25 protein-coding genes and 1 pseudogene are annotated in these 26,117 nt (G+C 65.3%); 12 read left to right on the forward strand and 14 right to left on the reverse strand.

All coding sequences use genetic code 11. The features are described from left to right. Positions 1 to 18: 18 nt before the first annotated feature. From AC07S4_RS29715 to AC07S4_RS29725, 3 genes are read left to right on the forward strand one after another with little or no spacing between them, the layout of a single operon-like run. A complete protein-coding gene (locus tag AC07S4_RS29715; protein WP_494990018.1) occupies positions 19 to 1,992 on the forward strand; it encodes a lytic transglycosylase domain-containing protein in 1,974 nt (657 codons plus the stop codon). 22 nt (positions 1,993 to 2,014) lie between these two features. Then, the gene (locus tag AC07S4_RS29720; protein WP_494990019.1) at positions 2,015 to 2,731 is read left to right on the forward strand and encodes a glutathione S-transferase family protein; all 717 of its coding nucleotides are present in this window, start codon (positions 2,015 to 2,017) and stop codon (positions 2,729 to 2,731) included. Between the two features lie 7 nt (positions 2,732 to 2,738). Further along, a complete protein-coding gene (locus tag AC07S4_RS29725; protein WP_494990045.1) occupies positions 2,739 to 3,986 on the forward strand; it encodes a multifunctional CCA addition/repair protein in 1,248 nt (415 codons plus the stop codon). 7 nt (positions 3,987 to 3,993) lie between these two features. Here AC07S4_RS29725 and AC07S4_RS29730 read toward each other — a convergent pair whose 3' ends face one another. From AC07S4_RS29730 to AC07S4_RS29740, 3 genes and pseudogenes are all read right to left on the reverse strand, one after another. Then, complete coding sequence (locus AC07S4_RS29730) at positions 3,994 to 4,377, reverse strand: hypothetical protein (RefSeq protein WP_494990020.1); 384 nt, start codon at positions 4,375 to 4,377, stop codon at positions 3,994 to 3,996. Next, positions 4,374 to 4,844 (reverse strand): M74 family metallopeptidase, encoded by a 471-nt coding sequence (locus AC07S4_RS29735; protein ID WP_494990021.1) that lies wholly within the window; start codon positions 4,842 to 4,844, stop codon positions 4,374 to 4,376. The genes AC07S4_RS29730 and AC07S4_RS29735 overlap by 4 nt, the downstream gene beginning before the upstream one ends. A gap of 29 nt (positions 4,845 to 4,873) precedes the next feature. Further along, positions 4,874 to 5,170 (reverse strand): annotated as a pseudogene (locus tag AC07S4_RS29740) (Hcp family type VI secretion system effector); the annotation flags it as partial. A gap of 228 nt (positions 5,171 to 5,398) precedes the next feature. On the opposite strand from AC07S4_RS29740, the gene AC07S4_RS29745 reads away from it, so the two are divergent. Further along, positions 5,399 to 6,064: a GNAT family N-acetyltransferase gene (locus tag AC07S4_RS29745; protein ID WP_494990046.1), complete on the forward strand. Its 666-nt coding sequence runs from the start codon at positions 5,399 to 5,401 to the stop codon at positions 6,062 to 6,064. Positions 6,065 to 6,078: 14 nt separating this feature from the next. Here the strand turns inward: AC07S4_RS29745 and AC07S4_RS29750 are convergent, their stop codons facing one another. Next, complete coding sequence (locus tag AC07S4_RS29750; protein WP_494990022.1) at positions 6,079 to 6,963, reverse strand: oxidoreductase; 885 nt, start codon at positions 6,961 to 6,963, stop codon at positions 6,079 to 6,081. Between the two features lie 119 nt (positions 6,964 to 7,082). On the opposite strand from AC07S4_RS29750, the gene AC07S4_RS29755 reads away from it, so the two are divergent. Beyond that, positions 7,083 to 7,997, forward strand: coding sequence for a LysR family transcriptional regulator (locus tag AC07S4_RS29755; RefSeq protein WP_494990023.1), 915 nt, complete (start codon positions 7,083 to 7,085; stop codon positions 7,995 to 7,997). A 24-nt stretch (positions 7,998 to 8,021) separates the two neighbouring features. Here the strand turns inward: AC07S4_RS29755 and AC07S4_RS29760 are convergent, their stop codons facing one another. After that, on the reverse strand, positions 8,022 to 8,549 hold the full coding sequence (locus AC07S4_RS29760; protein ID WP_161071514.1) for an Lrp/AsnC family transcriptional regulator: 528 nt from the start codon (positions 8,547 to 8,549) through the stop codon (positions 8,022 to 8,024). 127 nt (positions 8,550 to 8,676) lie between these two features. On the opposite strand from AC07S4_RS29760, the gene hppD reads away from it, so the two are divergent. The 4 genes from hppD (at position 8,677) to AC07S4_RS29780 (ending at position 16,920) form a co-directional block, all read left to right on the forward strand. Continuing rightward, the gene (gene hppD / locus AC07S4_RS29765; RefSeq protein WP_494990024.1) at positions 8,677 to 9,801 is read left to right on the forward strand and encodes a 4-hydroxyphenylpyruvate dioxygenase; all 1,125 of its coding nucleotides are present in this window, start codon (positions 8,677 to 8,679) and stop codon (positions 9,799 to 9,801) included. An 80-nt stretch (positions 9,802 to 9,881) separates the two neighbouring features. After that, positions 9,882 to 13,457, forward strand: coding sequence for an indolepyruvate ferredoxin oxidoreductase family protein (locus AC07S4_RS29770; protein ID WP_494990025.1), 3,576 nt, complete (start codon positions 9,882 to 9,884; stop codon positions 13,455 to 13,457). Positions 13,458 to 13,581: 124 nt separating this feature from the next. Beyond that, positions 13,582 to 15,105: a S41 family peptidase gene (locus tag AC07S4_RS29775; RefSeq protein WP_494990026.1), complete on the forward strand. Its 1,524-nt coding sequence runs from the start codon at positions 13,582 to 13,584 to the stop codon at positions 15,103 to 15,105. A 33-nt stretch (positions 15,106 to 15,138) separates the two neighbouring features. Next, a complete protein-coding gene (locus AC07S4_RS29780; protein ID WP_494990027.1) occupies positions 15,139 to 16,920 on the forward strand; it encodes a M14 family metallopeptidase in 1,782 nt (593 codons plus the stop codon). An 11-nt stretch (positions 16,921 to 16,931) separates the two neighbouring features. Here the strand turns inward: AC07S4_RS29780 and AC07S4_RS29785 are convergent, their stop codons facing one another. From AC07S4_RS29785 to AC07S4_RS29820, 8 genes are all read right to left on the reverse strand, one after another. Beyond that, positions 16,932 to 17,267 carry a hypothetical protein gene (locus AC07S4_RS29785; RefSeq protein ID WP_494990028.1) on the reverse strand — a complete coding sequence of 112 codons (336 nt, stop codon included), beginning with the start codon at positions 17,265 to 17,267 and terminating at the stop codon, positions 16,932 to 16,934. A gap of 9 nt (positions 17,268 to 17,276) precedes the next feature. Then, entirely contained in the window at positions 17,277 to 18,242 is a 966-nt protein-coding gene (locus tag AC07S4_RS29790; protein ID WP_494990029.1) for an acyl-CoA desaturase, read from the reverse strand. A gap of 13 nt (positions 18,243 to 18,255) precedes the next feature. Next, positions 18,256 to 18,582, reverse strand: a complete 327-nt coding sequence (locus AC07S4_RS29795; protein WP_494990030.1) for an ArsR/SmtB family transcription factor — start codon at positions 18,580 to 18,582, stop codon at positions 18,256 to 18,258. Positions 18,583 to 18,703: 121 nt separating this feature from the next. Beyond that, positions 18,704 to 18,985, reverse strand: a complete 282-nt coding sequence (locus AC07S4_RS29800; RefSeq protein ID WP_494990031.1) for a type II toxin-antitoxin system RelE/ParE family toxin — start codon at positions 18,983 to 18,985, stop codon at positions 18,704 to 18,706. Continuing rightward, complete coding sequence (locus AC07S4_RS29805; protein ID WP_494990032.1) at positions 18,975 to 19,208, reverse strand: hypothetical protein; 234 nt, start codon at positions 19,206 to 19,208, stop codon at positions 18,975 to 18,977. Before AC07S4_RS29805 ends, AC07S4_RS29800 begins: the two co-directional genes overlap by 11 nt. Positions 19,209 to 19,281: 73 nt before the next feature. Then, positions 19,282 to 20,208, reverse strand: coding sequence for a tRNA 2-thiocytidine(32) synthetase TtcA (gene ttcA / locus AC07S4_RS29810; RefSeq protein ID WP_494990033.1), 927 nt, complete (start codon positions 20,206 to 20,208; stop codon positions 19,282 to 19,284). Further along, positions 20,208 to 20,606: a dihydroneopterin aldolase gene (locus AC07S4_RS29815; protein ID WP_494990034.1), complete on the reverse strand. Its 399-nt coding sequence runs from the start codon at positions 20,604 to 20,606 to the stop codon at positions 20,208 to 20,210. The genes ttcA and AC07S4_RS29815 overlap by 1 nt, the downstream gene beginning before the upstream one ends. 32 nt (positions 20,607 to 20,638) lie before the next feature. After that, positions 20,639 to 21,421 carry an SDR family oxidoreductase gene (locus tag AC07S4_RS29820; RefSeq protein WP_494990035.1) on the reverse strand — a complete coding sequence of 261 codons (783 nt, stop codon included), beginning with the start codon at positions 21,419 to 21,421 and terminating at the stop codon, positions 20,639 to 20,641. A gap of 33 nt (positions 21,422 to 21,454) precedes the next feature. Here AC07S4_RS29820 and AC07S4_RS29825 point away from each other — a divergent pair, with 33 nt between their 5' ends. Next, entirely contained in the window at positions 21,455 to 22,609 is a 1,155-nt protein-coding gene (locus AC07S4_RS29825; protein ID WP_494990036.1) for a class I SAM-dependent methyltransferase, read from the forward strand. 122 nt (positions 22,610 to 22,731) lie between these two features. Continuing rightward, on the forward strand, positions 22,732 to 23,730 hold the full coding sequence (locus tag AC07S4_RS29830) for a J domain-containing protein (protein WP_494990037.1): 999 nt from the start codon (positions 22,732 to 22,734) through the stop codon (positions 23,728 to 23,730). 33 nt (positions 23,731 to 23,763) lie between these two features. On the opposite strand, the gene AC07S4_RS29835 is transcribed toward AC07S4_RS29830, so the two are convergent. Continuing rightward, entirely contained in the window at positions 23,764 to 24,261 is a 498-nt protein-coding gene (locus AC07S4_RS29835; protein ID WP_494990038.1) for a chemotaxis protein CheW, read from the reverse strand. A 195-nt stretch (positions 24,262 to 24,456) separates the two neighbouring features. Between AC07S4_RS29835 and AC07S4_RS29840 the strand changes: the two genes are divergently transcribed. Further along, positions 24,457 to 26,046: a DUF3369 domain-containing protein gene (locus AC07S4_RS29840; protein WP_494990039.1), complete on the forward strand. Its 1,590-nt coding sequence runs from the start codon at positions 24,457 to 24,459 to the stop codon at positions 26,044 to 26,046. The last annotated feature ends 71 nt before the right edge of the window (positions 26,047 to 26,117 follow it).

The raw sequence follows: 26,117 nt of genomic DNA on the forward strand, positions 1-26,117 counted from the left end.
TTTTGTGAGAGTCGTACATTGATTTCCAGGTCCAAATGGATTGCCGGCGCAGTAGCTTTATGCGCCATTACCAGCTTGGCTCACGCCCAAGACGCTGGCGCGGACACCCGCAAAGAAGACGACGCCTTCCTGCTGCTGCGCGAAGCGGTGCGCAAGGACGAGACGCAGAAGGCCGACTTCTACGCCGCCCGCCTGCCCAGCTATTCCATTCCCTCCTACGTTGATTATTATCGGCTGAAATCGCACTGGCGTGACGCCACCACCTTCGAGATCCGCGAATTCCTCAAGCGCTACGAAGGCAGCGCCATCGCCGACCGCCTGCGCAACGACTGGCTGCTGGAGCTGGGCCGCAAAAAAGACTGGCCCAATTTCGACGACCAGCTGCCGCAGTTCGTGCTCAACGACGACACCCAGGTGAAGTGCTACGCGCTGCAGTCGAAGGCCCTGAAAGGCCTGAAAGTGGCGGACGACGCGCGCGCGCTGCTGACCGCGCCGAACGGCTACGGCGAAGCCTGCGCGGGCCTGATCGCCACGCTGTTCCAGGCCGGCCAGTTCAGCGCCGAGGATGTGTGGGCGCAAGTGCGCCTGTCGGGCGAGTTCAACGCCACCGGCCAGGCGCGCCGCGCCATCCTGCTGCTGGGCGGGGTGGACAAGAAGATCACGCAGGCGGTGGACCTGCCGCTGGTGGCCATCGCCAAAGGCCCCGGCGCCGGCCGGGTGGACCACGAAACCTTCCTGGTGGCCGTGGGCCGCGCCGCCAAGACCAGCATGAAGCTGGCCGTGCTGGCGCTGGAAAAAGCGTCCCCCAAACTGAGCGCGCAGGAACAGGCCATAGGCTGGGCCGCCGTCGCGCTGCAGTCGTCCTACTCGCTGTCGCCGGAGACCGCCGGCTACTGGCGCAAGTCCGAAGGCGCGCCGCTGTCCATCGACCAGCACCAGTGGAAAACCCGCGTCGCGCTGCGCAGCGGCGACTGGAAGCAGGTCAAGAAGAACATCGCCGCCATGCCGGAAGCGCTGCGCACCGACCCGGCCTGGATCTACTGGCGCGCCCGCGCGCTGATGGCGGAAGCCGGCGCGGCCCATCCCACGCCGGAAGCGGCCCAGCTGCTGCGCGGCATTAGCGACCAGTCCAGTTTCTACGGCCTGCTGGCGCAGGAGGAACTGGGCAAGCTGATCTCGATTCCGCCGCCGGGCGCGCCGCTGGCGCCGGCCGAGGTGGCCGCCATCGGCGAGCGCCCCGGCTTCCAGCGCGCGCTCAAATTCTTCGGCATGCGTTTGCGCTTCGAAGGCACGCGCGAGTGGAACTGGGAGCTGCGCAGCCTGGACGAGCGCGGCCACCTGGCCGCCGCCGAATTCGCGCGCCAGAACCATATCCTGGACCGCATGGTGAACACCTCCGACCGCACCCGCGTGCAGGTCGACTACACCCAGCGCTACCCCTCGCCGCACGACGACATCATGCATCCGGCCACGCAGACGCTGGGCCTGGACAAGGCCTGGGTGTACGGCATCATCCGCCAGGAATCGCGCTTCATCATGGACGCGCAGTCGCACGCCGGCGCCTCCGGCCTGATGCAGGTCATGCCGTCCACCGCGCGCTGGGTGGCCAAGAAGATAGGCGTGACCGATTTCGTGCAGGACGCCATCACCGATGTGAAGACCAACATCATGCTGGGCACGAATTACATGAACATGGTGCTGGGCAGCATGGACGGCTCGCAGGTGCTGGCCACCGCCGCCTACAACGCCGGGCCGGGCCGCCTGCGCACCTGGCGCTCCACGCTGGACAAGCCGATGGAGAGCGCGGTCTTCATCGAGTCGATTCCCTATTTCGAGACCCGCGTCTACGTGAAGAACGTGATGTCCAACGCCACCTACTACGCCGCCCTGTTCGAAGGCCGCCCGCAGTCGCTGAAGGCGCGCCTCGGCACGGTCGGGCCGAAAGGCTACACGGAGCAGGAACGCAGCGAAGCCACCTTCGGCGGCCGATAAATTAAAAAACCCAGGAACAGATATGCAAACCACCGTATTGGATCCCACGCTGACGCAAACCCTGGCTGCCGCGCGCGAGCCCGGCCTGACCCTCGTCATCGGCAACAAGAACTACTCCTCGTGGTCGATGCGGCCGTGGGTGGCGATGACCGCCTTCAACATCCCCTTCCAGGAAGTGCGCGTGCTGCTGGACCAGGCCGACACCGGCAACAAGATCGCCGAGTACTCGGCTTGCGGCCGCGTGCCGGTGCTGCTGGCGGGCGAGATGACGATCTGGGACAGCCTGGCCATCTGCGAATACCTGGCCGAGCAATTCCCTGAAAAACACCTGTGGCCGCAGGACGTGGCCGCGCGCGCCATGGCGCGTTCGGTCTGCGCCGAAATGCATTCGGGCTTCTCCAGCCTGCGCAACTCCATGTCGATGAACATCAAGGGCAGCTACCCGGGCAAGGGCCGCACGCCCGGCACCCAGGCCGACATCGGCCGCATCAGCGAAATCTGGGAAGAGTGCCTGAGCCGCTTCGGCCACCACGAATTCCTGTTCGGCGACTTCTCCATCGCCGACGCCTACTACGCGCCGGTGGTGATGCGCTTCAAGACCTACGGCGTGGTGCTGCCGCCCGCGCTGAACGCTTACTGCGAGCGCGTGCGCGCCCATGCCGCCGTGGCGCGCTGGGTGAGCGAAGCGCTGGCCGAAACCGAAACCTGCCCCCAGCACGACGCGGAAATGCCGGACTGATATGGCGATGAAGATTTACGTGGTGGGCGGCGCCGTGCGCGACGAGCTGCTCGGCCTGCCCGTGCAGGACCACGACCACGTGGTGGTCGGCGCCACGCCGGAGGACATGCTGGCGCAGGGCTTCCGCCCGGTGGGCAAGGATTTCCCGGTGTTCCTGCACCCGAAGACGCAGGAGGAATATGCGCTGGCCCGCACCGAGCGCAAGACCGCGCCCGGCTACAAGGGCTTCGTGTTCCACACCTCGCCCGATGTCACGCTGGAGGACGACCTGGTGCGGCGCGACCTCACCATCAACGCCATCGCCAAGGCGGAAGACGGCACGCTGACCGACCCGTACAACGGCCGCCGCGACATCGAACAGCGCATTTTCCGCCACGTGTCGGACGCGTTCGCGGAAGACCCGGTGCGCATCCTGCGCGTGGCCCGCTTCGCCGCGCGCTACCCGGACTTCACGGTGGCCCCCGAAACCAATGCGCTGATGCGGCAGATGGCGGAGCAGGGCGAAGTGGACGCGCTGGTGCCCGAGCGTGTGTGGCAGGAAGTGTCGCGCGGGCTGATGGAACAAAAACCCTCGCGCATGCTGCAAGTGCTGCGCGACTGCGGCGCGCTGGCGCGCATCCTGCCCGAGCTGGACGCGCTGTGGGGCGTGCCGCAGCCGGAAGCGCACCATCCTGAAATCGACACCGGCGTGCACATGCAGCTGGTGGTCGACTACGCCGCCGCGCGCAGCCACGAGCTGGCGGTGCGCTTCGCCTGCCTGATGCACGACCTGGGCAAAGGCCTCACGCCGCCGGAAAAATGGCCGTCGCACCACGGCCACGAAGGCGACGGCGCCAAGCTGGTGGAGCAGGTGTGCAAGCGCCTGAAAGTGCCCAGCGAATGCCGCGACCTGGCCGTGATGACGGCGCGCGAGCACGGCAACGTGGGCCGCGCGCTGCAACTGCGGCCGAACACCATCGTCAAACTGCTGGAGCGCTGCGACGCCTTCCGCAAGCCGGCCCGCTTCACGCAGATGCTGCTGGCCACCGAATGCGATTCCCGCGGCCGCGAAGGCAACGGCGTCAGCTTCCGTGACAAGCCCTTCCCGCAGCTGGCGCACCTGGAAGCCGCCTTGGCCGCCGCGCGCGCCGTGAACGCCGGCGAAATCGCCCAGGGCAGCGCCGGCAATCCGCAGCGCATCCCCGAACTGGTCCACAGCGCCCGCGTCGGCGCAGTCCGCACCGCCCTCGGCGCCAGCGAGGACGAGGAGTCCTGACTTCAGCCTAGCAGATCGAGCCCTGAGTGCTCTTTCCAGTGACAACGTTGAGCCCTAGATAGCATGAGTATCCTTGGGCCGAAGTGTAGGTGCAGGAAATGTCGCCGCGCGCTCTTTCCCTGTAATCATTGGCTGCGCTACAGGTATCCTTCGAGTCGGGGCCGATCTGGTTGAACAAGTCTCTTGCGAGCCCCCCTTTAAACATGAAGGCTATTTTTCTGTCTTTTTTGGTCGGCGGAAGCATTTCGGATAAAGTGCCACCATAGACTTGGTAGTCTCCGTTCAATGGTTTTGGCGGCGCACCTTCCCATTCATCTGATTTCTTCTCGCCAGCGCGAACGTCGGAAAAAATTGCAAGAGCACAGACCACTAATACAGCATTGATTTTCATTTTGGCTCCCGGACCTCGGCGTGAAAGTGATCGTCATGGCCGATTAATGAGCGGACGCGGCCTCCTAGTGCTTGCTGTACCTTGTCATCGTTGAAGTACACGACTTTTACCATGGGGTGCTCGACAAATAGCCGAATGAGCTTGATCGTCTGTTCGCAATCATAGACATCATCAAAGCGTGAGACACGTGCGGCTTGGCCAGTAAGCTGGTCCTTTCGGATGGGGCGGCAGTCTACTTCGATACCTTTTTGATGGCTCTTGTGTTTGTCATACGGAAGCCCGCCATCAATGCTGATGTTTCCGATACCAAACTTACGATCAGATATAGCTTGCCATTCCCGTTCGACGTGAAATATCAGCGACAGCAGGTTGGAGTGGGCATATTGCGCCAAATGCCCGGTGTTTTTCCTGCCGCCGACGTTTTCGTACACGTAGTAGCCTGCGTCTTCGGGGGCTTGCGGCAACATGAAATAGCCGCGTGTATCCTTGGGGTGGATTTGACGGGCATGCCAAATCCATCAGCCCGCATGAATTCAAGCTTTGCTTTGGGAATCGTGCGACCCATTGAGCATGTCTGCATCAGGATCGGGGACGCCAAGTCTGCAACTTTGGTAAGCGACAGCGTGCGGTGCTCGCACCTTTCGGCAGTGTGGCCACCTCCTGTAGAGGCAGTGGCGCTCTTGGGCTGCGTCACGCCCCAGTGTGCAGAAGTAATCTCAATCCAGCCTTGGTGCGCTGAATCCGCCGATTCGCCTTTGATGCCATCGATTTGCAGGTACACGTCGATTGCCATAAGTGCCTCCCAAGTGTTTGATGGTTGCTCAAAGCATTTTTACTCAGGCGTAAACGCGTGGGTTGCGACACGTCAACGACAGGCGACTTCACTAAAATTGCAATGTCGAACGATAATTGGTCACGCTAGAGGCAGGCCTCGATTTTCGTTTTTCAATTCGGATACAATGGGGTTTCATGCTGCGCCGCACAACGCGTGGCGAGGGAGTGATGAGTGACCAGACTGAACATGTTTCGCAATCCGCTGCGGCGCTGGCTGAAGGGCGGCCAGTACCGGCCGACCGTGATGGTCAAGGAGCTGGCCGAGCGCGACCGGCGGCGCATGCTCAAGCATTTCCTGGCGCTGGAGCGGGGCGACCGCCTGCTGCGCTTCGGCTCCTACCTGGGCGACGAGCAGGTCGCCAAGTACGCGCAGGGCATCGACTTTTCGCGCGACATGGTGTTCGGCGTCTACAACCGCGTGTTCAAGCTGGTGGCCGTGGGCCACCTGGCGTTTGCGCCCAAGGAAACCAAGAAGTCGGCCACCGAGAAGGAGCGGGTGGCGGAGTTCGGCGTGTCGGTGTCGAAGTCGGCGCGCGGGCTGGGCATAGGCTCCAAGCTGTTCGAGCGCGCCGCCATCCACTGCCGCAACAACGACGTCGACACGCTCTATATGCACTGCCTGTCGTCCAACCAGACCATGATGCATATCGCCAAAAAGGCCGGCATGCAGATCCACCGCGACTACGGCGAGGCCGACGCCTACCTGAAGCTGGAGGCGGCCAACCCGGCCAGCATGCTGCAGGAGGCGGTGGAGGAGCAGGTGGCCACGCTGGACTACGCGCTCAAGGCCAATACCCGCGCCGCCGTCAAATGGTTCGACAAGCTGCCCGGCCGCAAAAACACTCCCGACTAGGCAGCGCTGCTGCCTCACATCGCGTTCAGCGCCGCCAGGGCCTGCGCATCGAGCCGCAGCGCGCCTGCCGCCACGTTCTCGCGCAGGTGGGCCACCGATGAGGTTCCCGGAATGACCAGGATGTTGGGCGCGCGCTGCAGCAGCCACGCGAGCGCCACCTGCATCGGCGTGGCGCCCAGCGACGCCGCAACTTGCGTCAGCGTGTCCGATTGCAGCGGCGTGAAGCCGCCCAGCGGGAAGAACGGCACGTAGGCGATGCCTTGCGCAGCCAGCGTGTCGATCAGCGCTTCGTCGCCGCGGTGGGCCAGGTTGTACTGGTTCTGCACGCAGACGATGCTGGTCATCCGCTGCGCCTCGGCCACCTGGGCGGCGTCCACATTGCTCACGCCGATATGGCGTATCAGCCCCTCATCCTTCATGCGCACCAGCACGGCCAGCGCTTCGCCTATGGACGAGCCGTCCGGCCCGGCCACGCCGGGCGCGCGGAGGTTGACTACGTCCAGCGCGTCCAGGCCCAGGTTGCGCAGGTTGTCGTGGACTGCGGCGCGCAGCTGTTCTGGCGCGGCGGCCGGCAGCCACGATTGGTCATCCCCGCGCCGGAAGCCGATCTTGGTGACGATGGTGAGGCTGTCGCGGTAGGGATGCAGCGCTTCGCGTATCAGCTCGTTGGTAACGTGGGGGCCGTAGAAGTCGGCGGTGTCGATGTGGTTGACGCCCATTTCCACTGCGGCGCGCAAGACCGCCACGGCGGCGGCGCGGTCTTTGGGCGGCCCCCAGACATGCGGCCCGGCCAGTTGCATGGCGCCGTAGCCCAGCCGGTTGAAGCCGATGCCGCACTGCGCGGGCGTGAACTGGTCGCTGGAGGGAAGGTAGGGGGATGCGGCGGAATTGGTTTGCATGTGGTGCTCCTGTCGGTTGAGTGGGATGGCATGGCACATGGTAGCGGCGGTGCGTCCGTGTGATAATCGGGGCAATCCCGCACGGGCTGTACGATATTCCGCACAATAAGGATGCATCCATGAGCAGCGAACTGCCGTCCATGGCCGATTTGTCGGCCTTCGCCGCCGTCGTCCAGCACGGCGGATTCCGCCAGGCCGGGCGCGCCGGCGGCCAGTCCGCGTCGGCGCTGAGCGAGGCCTTGCGGCGCCTGGAAAACCAGCTTGGCATCCGCCTGCTGGTGCGCACCACCCGCAGCGTGACGCCGACCGAGGCGGGGGCCTTGCTGTTGACGCGCTTGCGCCCGGCGCTCGATGAGGTGGCGGGGGCGCTCGACGTGCTCAACACGCTGCGCGGCAGCCCGCGCGGCATGCTGCGGCTCAATGTGCCGGTCAGCGCGGCACGGTTTTTCCTGCAGCCCATGGTGGAGCGCTTCATGGCGGCGTATCCCGAGGTGACGCTGGATGTGGTGGTCGACAACAATTTCGTCGACGTGGTGGCCGGCGGCTGCGACGCGGGCATACGCTACGGCGAAAAGCTGGAGCAGGACATGATCGCCATTCCGATCGGCCCGCGCACGCAGCGGTTTGCGGTGGCGGCGGCGCCGTCCTATCTGGCGAGGCGCGGCGTGCCGCAGCACCCGGGCGAGCTGTTGCAGCATGCCTGCCTGCGCGGCCGCTTTTTAAGCGGCGCCATGCCGCCGTGGGAATTCGAGCGCCAAGGCCAGCGTTTGAGCGTGGAGCCCAGCGGCCCCCTGATCGTCACGCCGACGGCGGCGGACATGGCCGTCAGCGCCGCCGTGGCGGGGCACGGCCTGGTGTATCTGTTCGAGGAATGGCTGGCGCCGTATATCGCGGCCGGCCAGCTGCAGCCGGTATTGGAAGACTGGTGGATGCCTTTCCCCGGACCGTATTTGTACTATTCCGGCCGGCGCCACTTGCCGGCGCCGCTGCGGGCTTTTATCGACTTCGTCCAGTCGTCCGCAGCGCCAGGCTGAGCAGCAATGGCCTGCCTCTCCGCATCAAACCAGGGGCAGGGCGGTGGTGTCCTTGATGCGCTGCAGGGCGAAACTGGACTTCACGTCCAGCACGGCAGGGTGGCGCAGCAGGGTGGCCATCATGAAGCGCGAGAAGTGGTCCATGTCCTCCACGTGCACCCGCAGCAGGTAGTCCATCTCGCCCGTCATGGCGTAGCAGGCCACCACTTCCGGCCACTGTTCCACCGCCACCGCGAAGTCGGCGCGCGGCGAGGTGCCGCCCGGGTTCACGCCCAGCGCGCGCGCGGTGCTGTGGTTGGCGGCGGCCGCGTCGCTGTGCTTTTCCAGGCGCACGTTGACATAGGCCAGCAGGCCCAGGCCGATCTTGTCCGGGTCCAGCAGCGCCACGTACTGGCGTATCACGCCTTCCTCTTCCAGCCGCTTGATGCGGCGCAGGCACGGCGATGGCGACAGGCTGACTTGCTCGGCCACGTCCTGGTTGGACAGGCGGCCGTCGCCCTGCAAAATTGCCAGAATTTTACGGTCGGTTTTGTCGAGCGCAATCTTGGTCATAAATCCCTCTTTTGGTCAGGTTACAAGCAATATTATTGCGCACATCGGCGGCGTCCGGGAATTGTTCGCAATTTAATGCCCCCCCTGCGGGACTATACTGGGCGGAAAATAAGCAGAGGAGACACGCATGAAATTCGAGTCCTGGGACAACCCTATGGGTACCGATGGTTTTGAGTTTGTCGAATACGCCGCGCCGGACCCCAAGGCCCTGGGCGCGCTGTTCGAGAGCATGGGCTTTACCGCCATTGCCCGCCACCGCCACAAGGATGTGACCCTGTACCGCCAAGGCGACATCAACTTCATCATCAACGCCGAGCAGGACTCCTTCGCGCAGCGCTTCGCGCGCCAGCACGGCCCGTCCGTGTGCGCCATCGCCATCCGCGTGGACGACGCCGCTTTTGCCTACCAGCGCGCGCTGGAACTGGGCGCCTGGGGCTTCGACAACAAGACCGGCCCGATGGAGCTGAACATTCCCGCCATCAAGGGCGTGGGCGACTCGCTGCTGTACTTCGTGGACCGCTGGCGCGGCAAGAACGCCGCCAAGGGCGTGCCGGCCGGCGCCATCGGCGACATCAGCATCTACGACGTGGACTTCGTGGCGATACCCGGCGCGGTGGCCAATCCGGTCGGCAATGGCCTGACCTATATCGACCACCTGACCCACAATGTGCACCGCGGCCGCATGAAGGAATGGGCTTCGTTCTACGAGAACCTGTTCAACTTCCGCGAGATCCGCTACTTCGACATCGAAGGCAAGCTGACCGGCCTGAAGTCGAAAGCCATGACTTCGCCATGCGGCAAGATCCGCATCCCGATCAATGAATCGTCGGACGACAAATCGCAGATCGCCGAATACCTGGACGCCTACCATGGCGAGGGCATTCAGCACATTGCGCTGGGCACGGACAATATCTACCAGTCCATCCAGGCCATGCGCGGCACCGGCATCGTGTTCCAGGACACCATAGAGACCTATTACGAGCTGGTGAACCGCCGCCTGCCGCACCACGGCGAGAACCTCGACGAGCTGCGCCGCCTGCGCATCCTGATCGACGGCCACAGCACTGAAAGCGAGCGCGAGCTGCTGCTGCAGATCTTCACGCAGAACGTGATCGGGCCGATCTTCTTCGAGATCATCCAGCGCAAGGGCGACCAGGGCTTCGGCGAAGGGAACTTCCGCGCGCTGTTCGAGTCCATCGAGCTGGACCAGATCAAGCGCGGCGTATTGAAAGACGACAAGGCCGCCGTGTAGCACGGCGAGGCCTTATCCCGCCAGCGCCGCGCAGACGGCGCGCCGGGCAGCAGCACCCATGAGAATAATTGGAGACAGTAATGAACGCACCAGTCAAAGATTCCCATCTGGAATCCGGTAAGCCAGCGCAAGAGATTTCGCTAGACGACAAATGGACCCTGGAGCGCGGCCGCGCCTTCATGACCGGTACCCAGGCGCTGATACGCCTGCCCATGATGCAGCGCGAGCGCGACCTGAAAGCGGGCCTGAACACGGCCGGCTACATCACCGGCTACCGCGGCTCGCCGGTCACCAGCGTCGACATGACGGCCATGAAGGCCAAGAAATACCTGGACGCGCACCACGTCAAATTCCATCCCGGCATGAACGAAGACCTGGCGGCCACCGCCGTCTGGGGCACGCAGCAGACCAATCTGTTCGAGGACGCCAAGTACGACGGCGTGTTCTCCATGTGGTACGGCAAAGGCCCCGGCGTGGACCGCTGCGGCGACGTCTTCAAGCACGCCAACAACGCCGGTTCCGCCAAGCACGGCGGCGTGCTGGTGCTGGCCGGCGACGACCATGCCGCCAAGTCCTCCTCCACCGCCCACCAGTCCGACCACATCCTGAACGCCTGCGGCATTCCGGTGCTGTACCCGTCCTCGGTGCAGGAATACATCGACTACGGCCTGCACGCCTGGGCCATGAGCCGCTACACCGGCCTGTGGGTGTCGATGAAGTGCGTCACCGACATCATCGAATCCGGCGCCGTGGTCGACTTCGACCCCGACCGCGTGCAGATCCAGCTGCCGACCGACTTCGAGCTGCCGGAGGGCGGCCTGAACATCCGCTGGCCGGACACCGTGCTGGACATGGAAGTGCGCATGAACAGCTACAAGTGGTACGCCGCGCTGGCCTACTGCCGCGCCAACAAGCTGAACAAGATCATCTGGGACTCGCCGAAACCGAAGATCGGCATCATCACCGCCGGCAAGTCCTACCTGGACACGCGCCAGGCGCTGGCCGACCTGGGCATAGACGAGCAGGCCGCCGCCGACATCGGCATCCGCCTGTACAAGATCGGCATGACCTGGCCGCTGGAAGCGGACGGCGTGCACGAATTCGCCAAGGGCCTGGACGAGATCCTGGTGGTGGAAGAGAAGCGCCAGATCCTGGAATACGCGCTGAAGGAAGAGCTGTACAACCTGCCGGACGGCGAGCGTCCGCGCGTGGTGGGCAAGTTCGACGACACCGGCGAATGGAGCAACAAGGGCAAGACCGGCCACGGCGACTGGCTGCTGCCGGCCACCTACGAGCTGAACCCGGCGCAGATCGCGCGCGCCATCGCCTCGCGCATCGCCCACTACTGCGCCGGCCATCCGGTCGCCAAGCGCGTCCAGGAACGCGTGGCCTTCCTGGAGGCGAAGGAACTGGCGCTGAAAAACCTGCCGGTGAAAGCCAATCCGGAAACCGACCGCACGCCCTTCTTCTGCTCCGGCTGCCCGCACAACAGCTCGACCAAGGTGCCGGAAGGTTCGCGCGCGCTGGCCGGCATCGGCTGCCACTACATGGTGCTGTGGATGGACCGCGAAACCTCCACCTTCACCCACATGGGCGCCGAGGGCGTGACCTGGGTGGGGCAGGCGCCGTTCACCAACGAGAAGCATGTCTTCACCAACCTGGGCGACGGCACCTATTTCCACTCCGGCATCCTGGCGATCCGCGCGGCGGTGGCGGCCAAGGTGAACATCACCTACAAGATCCTGTTCAACGACGCCGTCGCCATGACCGGCGGCCAGACCTTCGACGGCCCGCTCGACCCCGGCATGATTTCGCGCCAGATCGCGGCCGAAGGCGTCACGCCGATTATCGTCGTCACCGACGAACCGGACAAATATCCGGACGATTACAAATGGGCCGAAGGCGTGACCGTGCGCCACCGCGCCGAGCTGATGGACGTGCAGCGCGAGCTGCGCGACAAGCCGGGCGTGTCGGCCATGATTTACGACCAGACCTGCGCCTCCGAGAAGCGCCGCCGCCGGAAACGCAATGAGTATCCGGATCCGGCCAAGCGCGCCGTGATCAACGAAGCCGTGTGCGAAGGCTGCGGCGACTGCTCGGTGCAGTCGAACTGCCTGTCGGTGGAGCCGCTGGAAACGGAACTGGGCCGCAAGCGCCAGATCAACCAGTCCTCCTGCAACAAGGACTTCTCCTGCACCACCGGTTTCTGCCCGTCCTTCGTGACGGTGGAAGGCGGCGCGCTGAAGAAACCGAAGAAGGCCGCCGCCGAAGGCGGGCCCAATGCGGCCGCCATGCCGGCGCTGCCGTCGCCGGCCATGCTGTCGACCGAGGAGCCGTTCGGCATCCTGATCACCGGCATCGGCGGCACCGGCGTGGTGACCGTGGGCCAGATCCTGGCCATGGCGGCGCACGTGGAAGGCAAGGGCGCGGTGGTGCTGGACATGAGCGGCCTGGCGCAGAAGGGCGGCCCGGTCATGTCGCACGTGCGCCTGGCCGACAGGCAGGCCGACCTGCACTCGACCCGCGTGGGCACCGGCGCGGCCAACCTGGTGATAGGCTGCGACCAGATCGTCACCGCCAGCCGCGACGCGCTGTCGCGCATGGGCGAGGGCCGCACCTGGGCCGCCGTCAATTCCACCGGCGCCACCACGGCGGCCTTCGTGAAGAATCCGGACTGGCAGTTCCCGGGCGCCAGCTCGCAAAGCGAAATCATGCGCGCCTGCGGCGCCGAGCGCGTGGAGTTCGTCGACGCCGGCCAGATCGCCACCGCGTTGATGGGCGACTCCATCGCCACCAATATGTTCATGCTGGGCTACGCCTTCCAAAAAGGCCAGGTGCCGCTGACGGAGGCGTCGCTGCTCAAGGCGATCGAGCTGAACGGCGTGTCGGTCGGCTTCAACAAGACCGCCTTCAACTGGGGCCGCACCGCCGCGCACGACCTGGGCATGGTGACCCGCCTGACCGCGCCAGCCAAGGTGATCGAGTTCAAGCGCACGCAGTCGCTGGACGACATCATCCAGCGCCGCGTGGAACTGCTGACCGCCTACCAGGACGCCGCCTACGCCGCCCGCTACAAGGAGTTCGTGGACCACGTGCGCGCCGAAGAGGGCAAGCTGGGCCACAAGCAGCTGCGCCTGACCGAAGCGGTGGCGCGCTACTTCTACAAGCTGATGGCGTACAAGGACGAGTACGAAGTGGCGCGCCTGTACACCGATCCGGCCTTCAAGGAGAAAGTGGCGAATATGTTCGAAGGCGACTACCAGATCAAGTTCCACCTGGCGCCGCCGCTGCTGGCCAAGACCGATGCGGAAGGCCACCTGGTCAAGCAGCAGTTCGGCCCGTGGATGATGAAGGCCTTCGGCGTGCTGGCCAAGTTCAAGGGCCTGCGCGGCACCGCGCTGGACATCTTCGGCTACACCGCCGAGCGCAAGATGGAGCGCGCGCTGATCGCCGAGTACCGCCAGACCGTGGCCGGCCTGCTGGGCAAGCTGACGGACGCCAACCTGGCGCAGGCGGTGGCCATCGCCAGCATTCCGGAAGACATCCGCGGCTACGGCCATGTGAAGGAGCGCCACCTGAAGGCGGCCAAGGCCAAGGAAGCCGGCCTGATCGCCGCCTACCACGCCGGCCAGCCGGCCAGCCACCAGGCGGCCTGAGCCGGTTAGCATGCTGAAGGGGATCGCGCCGCATTGCGGTGCGGTCCCCTTTGTTCTTCCGCCGCGTCACAGCTTGCAACAATCTGTGACAAAAAAAGGCATGGCGGGCGACTATAATTCCCGCATGAAAATTTCCTTACTCTCGTGTTGGGCCGCCGTTTTGCTGCTCAGCCTGGCCGGCTGCGGCGGCGACGTCAACAATACCGGCGCCGCCGGCAACACTCCCGCCGCCGTCTCGCGCAGCGCGCCCAGCGGCATGGCCGCGCCGGCCTTGCCCGCCTATTCCAGCTTTATGAACCTGTGCGCCGCGCCGCGCCAGTCCACCGCCACCGCGTTCTATCCCGACCGCCAGGGCACGCTGGACGACGAGAAGTCCTTCCTGCGCCTGTGGACCGACGACACCTATCTGTGGTATTCGGAAGTGCCGGCCAACAACCCGGCCTCCTACAGCACCGCGCTGAGTTACTTCGATGTGCTCAAGACGCCGCTGCTGACCGCCAACGGCAAGCCCAAGGACCGCTACCACTTCACCTACTCGAGCGCCGAATACGACGAACTGTCGCGCGGCGTGGAGCTGGGCTACGGCATGAACTGGGCCCGCAATACCGGCCCCAACATTCCCCGCACCTGGACCATCACCTCCATCCTGCCCGGCTCGCCAGCCGACCAGGCCGGCCTGCGCCGGGGCGATGTGCTGCAGCAGGTGGATTTCCAGAACTTTGTCTGGGCCGGCGACGCGGCCACCGTCGCCAAGCTCAACGCGGGCCTGTTCCCCGTCAAGGCCGGCGAAGTGCACGAGTTCCTGCTGGCGCGCGGCCTGCAGAAGTTCATGGTGTTCCTGAAAGCGGCCAAGCTGGACGTGCCGCCGGTGCAGAACACCAAGGTGATCGATACGCCGACCGGCAAGGTGGGCTATCTGACCTTCAACAGCCATAACGCGGTGTCCGAGCTGCAGCTGATTGAAGCCTTCAAGCAGCTGGAGGAGGCCAAGGTGAACGACCTGGTGCTGGACATGCGCTACAACGGCGGCGGCCTGCTGGTGATCGCCAGCGAACTGGCCTATATGATCGCCGGCGCCGAGCCCACCGCCGGCAAGACGTTTGAGCATACCCTGGTCAACGACAAGGGGGCGCCGCAGACGCCGCTGATTTTCCTGCCCCTGTCGCTCGGCCTGTACACCGCCAAGCCGGCGCCTTATCTGGCGCCCTTGCCCAAGCTGAATCTGAAGCGCGTCACCATCCTGACCGGCCCGGGCACCTGCTCGGCCAGCGAATCGGTGATCAACGGACTGCGCGGCGTCGACGTGGAAGTCAACCTGATCGGCGGCCAGACCTGCGGCAAGCCCTACGCCTTTGTCCCCACGCCCAACTGCGGCACCACCTACTTCACCATCCAGTACCAGGGCGTGAACGCAAAGGGCTTCGGCGACTACAGCGACGGCTTCGCCCCGACCTGCAACGTGGCCGACGACTTCAGCCGCGCGCAGGGCGACCCGGCCGAAGGCCAGCTGGCGGCGGCGCTGTACTACCGCGAGCACGGCCGCTGCCCGGCCGCCTCCAGCGCGCGCGCGCGTTCCGGCATACCTGAGCCGCTGGCCGTGCCGGTGCGCCCGCCGGTGAGCGAGATCGCCATCCATACCCCGCGCTGAGCGCCCCTTTTTCGAACGCTGGAGAACTGATACATGAAACGCCGCACCCCGCAGTTGACCCTGGCCCTGGCCCTGGCCCTGGCATGTTCCGCCGCCTTGCCCCTGGCGCACGCCGCGCCCGCGCTCACCACCGTCTCGGAACGCTCCGGCTTCCAGCAGACCGGCCGCTACGAGGAAGTGCAGCAGCTGTGCAAGGCCTTCCAGCAGGCCTACCCCAAGCAGGTGCGCTGCTTCGAGTTCGGCCGCACGCCGGAAGGCCGGCCCATGCTGGCGCTGGCCGTCTCGCGCAGCGGCGCGCTGACGGCGGAGCAGGCCAGGAAGCGCGGCCTGCCGGTGCTGCTGGTGCAGGGCGGCATCCACGCCGGCGAGATCGACGGCAAGGACGCCGGCTTCCTGGCGCTGCGCGAGGCGCTCGACGGCAAGGCCGCGCCGGGCGCGCTGGACAAGCAGGTGCTGCTGTTCGTGCCGGTGTTTAACGTCGACGGCCACGAGCGCTTCGGCGAATGGAACCGTCCCAACCAGCGCGGCCCGGTGGCGATGGGCTGGCGCACCACGGCGCAGAACTACAATCTGAACCGCGACTACGTGAAGGCCGATGCACCGGAAATGCAGGCCATGCTGGCGCTGGTGAACGCCTGGGACCCGCTGGCCTATATCGACCTGCACGTGACCGACGGCGCCAAGTTCCAGCCCGACGTGTCGATTCAGGTGGAGCCGGTGCACGGCGGCGACGCGGCGCTGATGACGGCCGGAGTGGCGCTGCGCGAGGCGGTGATGGCCGACCTGCGCAAGGAAGGCTCGGACCCCAAGCACTACTACATCTCCTTCGCCAAGACCGACGATCCGCAGTCCGGTTTCGAGGACAGCATGTCGGCGCCGCGCTTCTCCACCGGCTATTTCCCGCTGCGCAACCGCTTCGCCATGCTGGTGGAAACCCATTCGTGGAAGGACTATCCGACCCGGGTGCGCATCACGCGCAACACCATCGTGTCGCTGCTGTCGCAGGTGGCCGAGCACGGCGCCGAGTGGCGCAAGCTGGCGGCCGAGGCGGACGCGCGCGCGCTAAACCTGGGCAACCAGCTGGTGCCGCTCAGCTACCGCACCACCGACCGCACGCGGATGATACAGTTCGCCGGCTACGAATACACGCGCACGCCGTCCAGCGTGTCCGGCGCGCTGTGGACCCGCTACGACGAAAGCAAACCGCAAATGTGGACCGTGCCGCTGCGCGACGAAGTGGTGCCCAACCTGCAGGTTGCGGCGCCGGCCGGCGGCTACCTGGTGCCGGCCGCGCAGGCGGCCATGGTGGCGGCCAAGCTGGCGCAGCACGGCATCAGCTACAAGGTGCTGAACGCGGACCTGGGCAAGGTCGAAGTGGAAGCCTTCCGCGCCGACAAGAGCAAATTCGGCGCGCAGTCCTTTGAAGGGCACCAGGCGCTGGCGGTCGAAGGCGCGTGGCGCAAGGAAGCGCGCGAATTGGGCAAGGGCGCGCTGTTCGTGCCCATCGCGCAGGCCAAGTCGCGCCTCGTGATGGCCATGCTGGAACCGGAAAGCGCCGACTCGCTGCTGGCCTGGGGCGCGTTCAACAACGCCTTCGAGCGCAAGGAATACATGGAGGAATACGTGGCAGAGGAAGTGGCGCGCGAACAGCTGAAAGACCCGGCCGTGGCGGCCGAGTTCAAGCGCAAGCTGGACAGCGACCCCGCCTTCGCCGCCAGCTCCGCGCAGCGCCTGGAGTTCTTCGCCCGCCGCCATCCGTCGTGGGACGAGCGCTTCAAGCTGTACCCTGTGATGCGCAGCGCAGTGGTGCGCTAAGCGGTAGCTGCCTAGGCGCTCGTATCGATGCGGGCGCCTTTGGTCTGCTCGGCCTTCTGCATTTCCTCCTGCACCAGCTGGCCGAGCTTCTCTTCAAAGCCCTTGCGCTGTTCCGGCGGCATGGCCGCCAGCTCCTCCTCGCTCACGCCCAGCTTCTTCAGCAGCGCCTCGCGCATGCGTTCGGCGGGCGTCTGCTTCATATACGCCTCCAGCTCGGCCACCGGATTCGTCTTCGCCGCCGCGCCGCCCATGGCGCCGTCCAGCGCCGCCTGGAAATCGCCGCCGGACATTTTCTTGACGAACTCCAGCTTGCCCTGCGCTGCGTTGGAATGGGTATCGACCTTCATGGCATATCCTTAAGTTGAGATAGTTCCCATGAGCGGAGGGGCTATGCAAGGCGAATGCGGCAGCGTGTCCAGTTTGCGCAGTTCGGGACGCTGCGGAAGCTGGTGAGGCAGGCGCAGGTCCCATGCCAGTCCGGCGCGGCGCAACAAGAGCAGGGTCCACCAGCCCGGGTCCCACTCGCCGGCGTACAGGCCGAGGCAAGCCGAACCCGGATAGGCATGATGGTTGTTGTGCCAGCATTCGCCCATGGTCAGCAGCGACACGAAGCGGATGTTATGGCCTTGCACGGCCGCGCCGTGGACTTCGGCATGCATGGGACCGTGGTTGTGTGCGAAGTAGCCTATCAGCCAGTGGCCGAAAATGCCTGCCGTGATGCGCGCGCACACGCCCCAAAAGACAAAGCCCCAGCCGCCGATGGCGAAAAGCGCCAGGGCGGGCGGCAGCTGCTGCAGCATCCAGGTTTGCTCCAGGAAGCGGTAGAAGCGGTTGTTTTCGATGGCCGGCTCCAGGCGGATGGCGGGCGGCGTGTCGAGCGCCAGGTCACAGTGGATCTGCCACCAGCCGTCGCGCCAGACGCTGCGGCCGTGGCGCAGGTAGTCGTGGCAGTCCGGCATGCGCTGCGCGTAGTCGCGCAGTTCGTGCTGGCGCAGCAGGCCAAGCGGGCCGGCCAGGCCGACCTGCACACCGCAATAGACCAGCGTGTACTCCAGCCATTTCGGGCATTGAAAGCTGTTGTGTATCAGCTTGCGGTGGCTGCCAAGCGAATGGCCGAACAGCAGCACCAAGATGGTGGCGGCAAGGAAGATGGCGAATGCGGCCCAGGAAAAAGTGGCGATGCCGCCGATCAGCGCGGCGCCCGCCATAGCGCTGAACCACAGCGACTTGAGCGGCGCGTAGCGCACCGCGCCTCCGACAACGCCTGCGGGATCCGCGCTGTGGACGCGGTGCTGTTTCAGGCTGTCTGGTATCGAAGGCATCTGCTTCTCCTGCCTAGTCTTTCCGGTTGCGCCGGCTGGCGGCGATGGCGGCTGACTCGCGCTTGAGCGGCCTGCCGGTAGGGCATAGCTCCAGCGCATAGCTGGTCAGGGTGCTGGCGACGTTGTCCGCAGTAAGTTTGTAGAACACAAACTGGCCGCGCCGTTCGCTGCTGATCAGCCCCGCATTTTCCAGCACCGACAGATGGCGCGAAATCGCCGGCGCGCTCATCTCGAAGCGCACCGCCAGCTCGGACGTATTCATTTCGGCTTCGGCCAGGTAGGCCAATATCTTTCGGCGTGGCGCCGATGCCAGCGCTTCAAAAACTTTATCTAGGGACATTATTCAATTAAGCAATTAACGAATTTGTTAATATATTGCGTCGTCGCACACTCGGTGTCAAGAAAATTGCGTGGAGTAGTCGTGGTTTCTGAGGCAAGCGACCTTGGGCGCCGTGCGATCGCTATTTTGGCTTGCGGGCGACGTGGCGGATGTTGAGGATCTCGACCGCTTGGCCGGTAACCCGGTACGTGAGCTGATAGTTTGGATGGACAAGCAGTATGCGGCGCTTGTTGTGGGCAGCTTTGCCAAGCGCGGGGTATTGGCGCAATTGTTCAGCTTTTTGTTTGACTGTTCGGGCGAAGCGCTGCGCGGCGGCTGGATTGTCTTGGGCTATGCGCGCAAGAACCCGCTCCAGGCTATTGAGCGCAAGCGGTGTCCATTCAAGTCCGGATTCATGCGCCATATCGGGCAAATACTTCCCGGACTTCTTCTTTGGACGAAAATTCCTTGCGATCGGCTTGTTGCTCGGACGCTTGCAGTTCCAGCATCTCGGGAAGATGGCAGTCCAGGTATTCTTGCAATGCCAGTTGCACGATGTCGGCCTCGGACTGGCCGGTCAGCTCCGCCAGTTGAGCCAGCTGCTGTTGCAAGGTTTCTGGGAATGAGGTTGCTGCTGGCGCGTCCATGGCTGGCTCCTGGTTTGACAACCGATTGTACGCCTTGCCATGACGTCGGCAAGGCGTGTCGGGTTGAGGCAAATCAGAGCGGCTGCAGCGGGATGATGCCGGGCACGGTGCTCGGCGTGGAGCAGGGCTCTTCGTCGAAGGCGATGTCGCCCAGCGGGTTGGCCAGGCCGTCGGCCTTGATGTCCTGGAAGCCGAACAGGTCGCGGTCCATCAGGTGCGACGGCACCACCGTCGACAGCGCCGAGAAGATGTTGTCCACGCGCCCCGGATGCTTCTTGTCCCATTCGCGCATCAGGTTCTTGATCTGCTTGCGCTGCAGGTTTTCCTGCGAGCCGCACAGGTCGCACGGGATGATCGGGAAGCCCTTCACTTCGGCGTAGCGCTCGGTGTCCGCTTCCTTCACGTAGGCCATCGGGCGTATCACCATGTGCTTGCCGTCGTCCGACACCAGCTTGGCCGGCATGCCCTTCAGCTTGCCGCCGAAGAACATATTCAGGAAGAAGGTTTCCAGGATGTCGTCGCGGTGGTGGCCCAGGGCGATCTTGTTGCAGCCCAGCTCGTCGGCCACGCGGTACAGGATGCCGCGCCGCAGGCGCGAGCACAGCGAGCAGGTGGTCTTGCCTTCCGGGATCAGGCGCTTGACGATGCTGTAGGTGTCCTGGTTTTCAATGTGGTAGGGAACGCCCAGCTTTTCCAGGTAGGCCGGCAGGATGTCGGCCGGGAAGTTGGGCTGCTTCTGGTCCAGGTTGACGGCCACGATCTCGAAATTGATCGGCGCGCGCTCGCGCAGGGTCATCAGGATGTCCAGCAGCGCGTAGCTGTCCTTGCCGCCGGACAGGCAGACCATGATCTTGTCGCCGTCCTCGATCATGTTGAAGTCGCCGATGGCCTGGCCCACCAGGCGGCACAGGCGCTTGTGCAGCTTGTTGTTCTCCAGCGCGATCTTCTCGGCCGACTTTCCGGTTGGCGCTGCGGCCAGGTTTTCCATCACTGCGTTCATCACACGTCATCCTTCACACGGAACACTTCCACGCCCACGCCTTCGCAATCCGGGTAGACGTCCGGCTTCATGGTCGACACGCGCGCGGCGCGCACGCGCGGGTGCGCCAGCATGGCTTGCACCACGTCGTCGCACAGGGTTTCCTGCAGGTGCACATGGCCCTCGGCCATGCGGCGCGCGATGGTCTCGCGCATGAAGTCGTAGTCCACCACTTCGTGCAGCTCGTCGGCGGTCGGCGTCGACAGTGCCAGCGGAATGTACAGGTCCACATTGATCAGGACGCGCTGCTCGCCCTTCTTCTCGAAATCGTGCACGCCGATGTTGATCAGCACTTCGTAGTTGCGCAGGAACAGGCGGCGGCAGTCTTGGAGCCGGGGGTGGGTCAGGGCGGACAGCATGGTTGAACTTTCAGTATAAAGAGTATAAATAATTATTTCGCGAGGAACATCACGTCGCGCGGCGAGGCCTGCAGATGCTGGCCGCCGTCGACCAGCAGCGTGCTGCCGGTCAGCGCGCGCGCGCCGGCCGCGTACAGCACGGCGGCCACGATGTCCTCCGGCGTGCTGGAACGGCCCAGCGGCGTTTGCGTGTGCGCCTTGGCGAAGCCGTCCTCGCTCTGCTCGCCGGACACCAGCGTGATGCCGGGCGCTATGCCGGCCACGCGCACTTTCGGCGCCAGTTCCTGGGCCAGCATGGTCGTGGCCGTGTGCAGCGCGGCCTTGGACAAGGTGTAGGACAGGAAGTCGGGATTGAGATTGTACAGTTTTTGGTCGAGCAGATTCAAAACCACGGCCTGGGCGCCTTCCGGCGTGGCCGCGTGCAGCGCCTGCGCCAGCAGGATGGGGGCGGCCACATTGGCCGCCATGTGCTCGGCCAGGCGCGCCTGGGTGAAGCTGGCCGCGCTGTCGTAGTCGAACAGCGAGGCGTTGTTGACCACGCAGGAAACCGGCCCCAGCACGGCCACGGCCTGCGGCAGCAGGCGCCGCACGGCCGCCTCGTCGGCCAGGTCGCAGGGCAGGGCGATGGCGCGCCGGCCCATGGCGGCGATCTGCGCCACCACCTGCTGCGCCTCGGCCAGCGAATGGCGGTAGTGCACCGCCACGTCCCAGCCGGCCTGCGCCATGCCCAGCGCGATGGCGCGGCCGATGCGGCGCCCGGCGCCCGTCACCAGCGCCACCGGGGCCGGCGCCGCCGTGTTGTCTGCCTGTGTCATGAATAGTTCCATCGAATTGTTTAAAATGCCGGGATGAGCTTACCCGCACCCACTAGCGACGCGCTGGCCGCGTCCCACGCCCTGCAGCACCTGATCGCCGCCGAAATCGCGCGCGCGCCCGGCGCCATTCCCTTCAGCCGCTTCATGGAGCTGGCCCTGTACGCGCCCGGCCTGGGCTACTACAGCGGCGGCGCCGCCAAGCTGGGCAAGGATGGCGATTTTACAACCGCCCCCGAGCTGACGCCGCTGTTCGGCGCCACGCTGGCCCATGTGGCAGCCGCTATTATCGCTCAAAGCGCGCCCCGCATCCTCGAGTTCGGCGCCGGCACCGGCAAGCTGGCCTTCGACATGCTGACCGAGCTGAAGGCCGCCGGCATCGCGCTGGAGCAGTACGCCATCGTCGAGCTGTCCGGCGAGCTGCGCGCGCGCCAGCAGGCGCTGCTGGCCGGTTTTCCGCAGGTGGTGTGGCTGGACGCCCTGCCCGAGCGCTGGGATGGCGCCGTGTTCGGCAACGAGGTGCTGGACGCCATGCCGGTGCAGCTGGTGCGCAAGACCGCCGCCGGCTGGCGCGAGCTGTACGTCACCATCCAGGACGGCGGCTTCGCCTATGAGGAACACGCCATGGGCGCCGAGCTGCAGCGGCAGCTGGCCAGCCAGATCGGCGCCGAACAGGAGGCCGAACTGCCGGAGGGCTATGAAACCGAGCTGCACGGCACCGCCTGCGGCTTCATGGCCACGCTGGGACGCATGCTGGCCCAGGGCAGCGGCGCCGCCGTGCTGCTCGACTACGGCTTCCCCGGCCACGAGTACTACCTGGACCAGCGCGACAAGGGCACGCTGATGTGCCACTACCGCCACCACGCCCACGCCGAGCCCTTCTACCTGCCCGGCCTGCAGGACATCACCGCCCACGTGGACTTCACCGCCGCCGCCGTGGCCGCGCAGGACGCCGGCGCCGACGTGCTGGCCTATATGAACCAGGCCGCTTTCCTGATCGGTGCCGGGGTGGGCGAGCTGCTGCTGCGCACCGACCCGTCCGACGCTATGGCATATTTGCCACAGGCCAATGCTTTGCAGAAACTTGTGTCGCCGGCCGAGATGGGCGAGCTGTTTAAGGTGTTGGTCATAGGAAAGAATGTGGAATTGCCGGCCCGGCTGGCCGCCGCCGACCGCAGCCATCGTCTCTGATTGCGCGAATTGCACTGCTTTTCGTCGGCTGTTTGATGGGTTTGACGGCCCGGAATCAGCTATGATGGTCGATTCAGCGCGGCCACCCGTCGCGGCGCGCTTGTCGAAAAGTTAACGGAACGATGGGAAAGATACACACTCACTATGACAACCTGAAAGTGGCGCGCATGGCGCCGCAGGAAGTCATACGTGCCGCCTACAAGGCGCTGAGCCAGAAATACCACCCGGACAAGAACCCGGGCGACGAAAAGGCGGCGCGCATCATGGCCATCCTCAACAGCGCCTATGGCACGCTGGCCGATCCGCAGCGCCGCAAGGAGCATGACGAGTGGATCGCGGCCGAGGAATGGGAAATCGAATGGCTGGAAAGCACGCGCCACGAGGACGGCCATAAGGCGCCCCGGCACGCGGGGCCGGAGCACGCCTGGCCGGAGCATATGGACGAGCCGCGCGCGGTGCGCCCGGGCTGGCGCCGCAACTGGAAATGGGGCGTGGCGCTGGGCCTGAGCCTGGTGGTGGGCTGGGTGGGCGGCGTGGTGTCGGCCGGCCAACCGCGCCTGCAGGCGGTGCTGGCCGCCGCGCTGGGCACCAAGAGCGAACTGAGCGCGGCGGCCGGTCTGACGGCGGCGCCGTCCGCCACCGCGGCGCCCGCCGCCAGGACCGAAGCCAAGAGCGATCCGCTGGCCGACAGCTGGGCCGTCGCCAAGCCATACGCGGCAGAAAGCGGCGTGCTGCGCGCGCCGCTGATCAAGGTGGTGGCGCTGTCGCAAGTGGTGCTGCCGGGCACGGCCACCGCCGCCCCGGCCGATTGCGACGCCGACGCGCCCGCGCTGGCCGCGCCCAACGGCGAAGCCTGGCCGACGCAGTCCGGCTACGTGGCCGGCTTCCCGGTCAGCAACAAGGGCGACGACATGCAGCTCACGCTGGACAACGCCGGCAACGACTCGGCCGTGTTCATCAAGGTGTACGACCTGGAGCGCAAATCCAATGTGCGCTACGCCTACGTGCTGGCGCGCGACACCTGGGTGGTCGACAAGCTGGCCAGCGGCAAGTACGAAATTCGCTACCAGAACATCGACCCCGCCGCCGACAAAACCAACTGCAAAAAGCAGGGCGGGTAGGGCGGGTTAGGCGCGTAGCGCCGTAACCCGCCATCACGGCTGCAAACTCTCAATCAGCCCCATCTCCGGGCTGGACATCAGCGTATCGATATCGACCAGTATCAGCATGCGCTCGTCTATGGTGCCCAGTCCCAGCACATACTCGGTGCTGAAGGCCGTGCCCATTTCCGGCGCCGGCTTGATCTGTTCCGGCATCAGCGTGGTCACATCCGACACGCTGTCCACCACCATGCCCACCACGCGGCCCTTGATATTGAGAATGATCACGACGGTAAAGTCGTCATACACAGGCTCACCCAGGCGGAACTTGATGCGCATATCCACCACCGGGATGATGATGCCGCGCAAATTAATCACGCCCTTGATAAATTCCGGCGCGCTGGCGATGCGCGTGACCGCCTCGTAGCCCCGGATCTCCTGCACCTTCAGGATGTCGATGCCGTATTCCTCCTTGCCCAGCTTGAAGGCCAGGAACTCGCGCCCGTCGCTATCGCTGCTGGCCTGGCTGGTGTTGTCGGCGCTGTCGTGCATGGTGGCTCCTTCGCATGAGGGGTGTTATCAGGGTAGCCCTTTTCCGGGGCATTTGCTATTGTTGGAAAACGCGCGGCGGCACCGTTGGCGGGGGTTGTCAGGCTGGCAAATTCTGATTATGCTGGGAACCAGACAGCGCGCGCTGCGAGAGCCGCGCGCGCAAACCGCGCAGCCTCGCGCGACCTTGGAGAATGTATGACCGATTCAAACGCCTCAGACGACAACTGGCTGCTCGACGAGGACGATGAGGAAGTGGCGCCGGCCGGCTTGCCGGCACCGGACCAGCGCCTGTGGCGCGTGCTGATCGTCGATGACGACGTGGACGTGCATGCGGTCACCCGCCTGGCGCTGCGCAATGTCAGCTTCAAGGGCCGCGAGCTGGAGCTGTTCTCCGCCTACAGCGGGCGCGAAGCCTACGACATCCTGCGCGACACGCCCGACGTTGCCCTGGTGCTGCTCGACGTGGTGATGGAAACCGACGACGCCGGCCTGCTGCTGGCGCGCCGCATCCGCGAGGAACTGCACAACGCCATCGTGCGCGTGGTGCTGCGCACCGGCCAGCCCGGCCAGGCGCCCGAACAGCGCGTCATCATCGAATACGACATCAACGACTACAAGGCCAAGACCGAGCTGACCACGCAGAAGCTGTTCACCACGGTCATCTCCGCGCTGCGCGCCTACGAGAGCCTGAACATGCTCGAGCGCAGCCGCGTGGGCCTGGGCAAGATCCTGGCCGGCGCCACCAATCTGTACCAGATCCATTCGCTGCGCGAGTTCGCCTCGGGCGTGCTGAACCAGGTGTCCGCCATCCTGGACGTGGGCGCCGACGGCGTGTTGTGCCTGATGCAGGGCGACACCGGCCCGGCCACCGTGGTGGCCGCCACCGGCGGCTACGCGCCGCTGGCCGAAAACGAGCGCATGCCGTCCGAGCATCCGCTGTGGCCGGCCATCGCCAAGGCCTTCGCCGAAAAGAAAAGCCAGTTCGAGCACCCGGCCAATGTGCTGTTCATCCACACCCAGGACCGGGAAGTGGCGATCTCCGTCACGCCGCCGTGGCCGCTGGCGCAGATCCAGCGCGACCTGCTGGAAGTGTTCTGCCAGCGCATCGCCGCTGCCTTCGACAACCTGTACATGTTCGGCCAGCTGCGCAAGGCGCAGGAGGCCACCGTGGTGGCGCTGGCCGACCTGGCCGAGTTCCGCGACAGCGGCACCGGCGGCCATGTGCGCCGCGTGCAGGCGCTGTCCACCGCCATCGCGGCCCGCATGAAGGAGCGCGGCGTTTACGAGGACGAACTGACGCCGCAGCTGCTCGACATGATAGGCCTGGCCAGCATCCTGCACGACGTCGGCAAGGTGGCCACGCCGGACCATATCCTGCTCAAGCCGGGCCTGCACACGCCCGACGAGCGGGTGCAGATGCAGACCCATGCCAACGTCGGCCGCACCATCCTGGAACGCGCCGCCAATATGGTCGACGGCGTCAGCTATCTGACCTATGGCGCCGAAATCGCCGGCGCGCACCACGAGCATTTCGACGGCGCCGGCTATCCGAACGGCCTGAAAGGGCGCGACATCCCGGTTTCCGCCCGCATCGTGGCGGTGGTGGACGTGTTCGACTCGCTGCTGCACGAGCGCCCGTACAAGGAACCTTGGCCGTATCCCGAGGTCATGAGCTACATCAAGGCCCGCAGCGGCGCCCAGTTCGACCCCGAAGTGGTGCTGGCGCTGCTGGACGTGATCGAGCGCGACCCGGAACTGGGCCAGCAGCCGCAGTCCGCCAAATAAGGCATCCGCTGCGGCATTGTGGCGGGCAGGCACCGCCGCGATGCCGCAATGCCGCATTTTCAGGCGAATCT

Source organism: Pseudoduganella sp. GW821-FHT05F09 (genome assembly GCF_059419605.1).

Bases quoted from the DNA above. Each gene is read 5' to 3' on its own strand.
- AC07S4_RS29720 (WP_494990019.1), top strand. From the start codon at position 2,015: ATGCAAACCACCGTATTGGATCCCACGCTGACGCAAACCCTGGCTGCC.
- AC07S4_RS29725 (WP_494990045.1), top strand. From the start codon at position 2,739: ATGAAGATTTACGTGGTGGGCGGCGCCGTGCGCGACGAGCTGCTCGGC.
- AC07S4_RS29730 (WP_494990020.1), bottom strand. From the start codon at position 4,377: ATGAAAATCAATGCTGTATTAGTGGTCTGTGCTCTTGCAATTTTTTCC.
- AC07S4_RS29735 (WP_494990021.1), bottom strand. From the start codon at position 4,844: ATGTTGCCGCAAGCCCCCGAAGACGCAGGCTACTACGTGTACGAAAAC.
- AC07S4_RS29745 (WP_494990046.1), top strand. From the start codon at position 5,399: ATGTTTCGCAATCCGCTGCGGCGCTGGCTGAAGGGCGGCCAGTACCGG.
- AC07S4_RS29750 (WP_494990022.1), bottom strand. From the start codon at position 6,963: ATGCAAACCAATTCCGCCGCATCCCCCTACCTTCCCTCCAGCGACCAG.
- AC07S4_RS29755 (WP_494990023.1), top strand. From the start codon at position 7,083: ATGAGCAGCGAACTGCCGTCCATGGCCGATTTGTCGGCCTTCGCCGCC.
- AC07S4_RS29760 (WP_161071514.1), bottom strand. From the start codon at position 8,549: ATGACCAAGATTGCGCTCGACAAAACCGACCGTAAAATTCTGGCAATT.
- hppD (WP_494990024.1), top strand. From the start codon at position 8,677: ATGAAATTCGAGTCCTGGGACAACCCTATGGGTACCGATGGTTTTGAG.
- AC07S4_RS29770 (WP_494990025.1), top strand. From the start codon at position 9,882: ATGAACGCACCAGTCAAAGATTCCCATCTGGAATCCGGTAAGCCAGCG.
- AC07S4_RS29775 (WP_494990026.1), top strand. From the start codon at position 13,582: ATGAAAATTTCCTTACTCTCGTGTTGGGCCGCCGTTTTGCTGCTCAGC.
- AC07S4_RS29780 (WP_494990027.1), top strand. From the start codon at position 15,139: ATGAAACGCCGCACCCCGCAGTTGACCCTGGCCCTGGCCCTGGCCCTG.
- AC07S4_RS29785 (WP_494990028.1), bottom strand. From the start codon at position 17,267: ATGAAGGTCGATACCCATTCCAACGCAGCGCAGGGCAAGCTGGAGTTC.
- AC07S4_RS29790 (WP_494990029.1), bottom strand. From the start codon at position 18,242: ATGCCTTCGATACCAGACAGCCTGAAACAGCACCGCGTCCACAGCGCG.
- AC07S4_RS29795 (WP_494990030.1), bottom strand. From the start codon at position 18,582: ATGTCCCTAGATAAAGTTTTTGAAGCGCTGGCATCGGCGCCACGCCGA.
- AC07S4_RS29800 (WP_494990031.1), bottom strand. From the start codon at position 18,985: ATGGCGCATGAATCCGGACTTGAATGGACACCGCTTGCGCTCAATAGC.
- AC07S4_RS29805 (WP_494990032.1), bottom strand. From the start codon at position 19,208: ATGGACGCGCCAGCAGCAACCTCATTCCCAGAAACCTTGCAACAGCAG.
- ttcA (WP_494990033.1), bottom strand. From the start codon at position 20,208: ATGAACGCAGTGATGGAAAACCTGGCCGCAGCGCCAACCGGAAAGTCG.
- AC07S4_RS29815 (WP_494990034.1), bottom strand. From the start codon at position 20,606: ATGCTGTCCGCCCTGACCCACCCCCGGCTCCAAGACTGCCGCCGCCTG.
- AC07S4_RS29820 (WP_494990035.1), bottom strand. From the start codon at position 21,421: ATGACACAGGCAGACAACACGGCGGCGCCGGCCCCGGTGGCGCTGGTG.
- AC07S4_RS29825 (WP_494990036.1), top strand. From the start codon at position 21,455: ATGAGCTTACCCGCACCCACTAGCGACGCGCTGGCCGCGTCCCACGCC.
- AC07S4_RS29830 (WP_494990037.1), top strand. From the start codon at position 22,732: ATGGGAAAGATACACACTCACTATGACAACCTGAAAGTGGCGCGCATG.
- AC07S4_RS29835 (WP_494990038.1), bottom strand. From the start codon at position 24,261: ATGCACGACAGCGCCGACAACACCAGCCAGGCCAGCAGCGATAGCGAC.
- AC07S4_RS29840 (WP_494990039.1), top strand. From the start codon at position 24,457: ATGACCGATTCAAACGCCTCAGACGACAACTGGCTGCTCGACGAGGAC.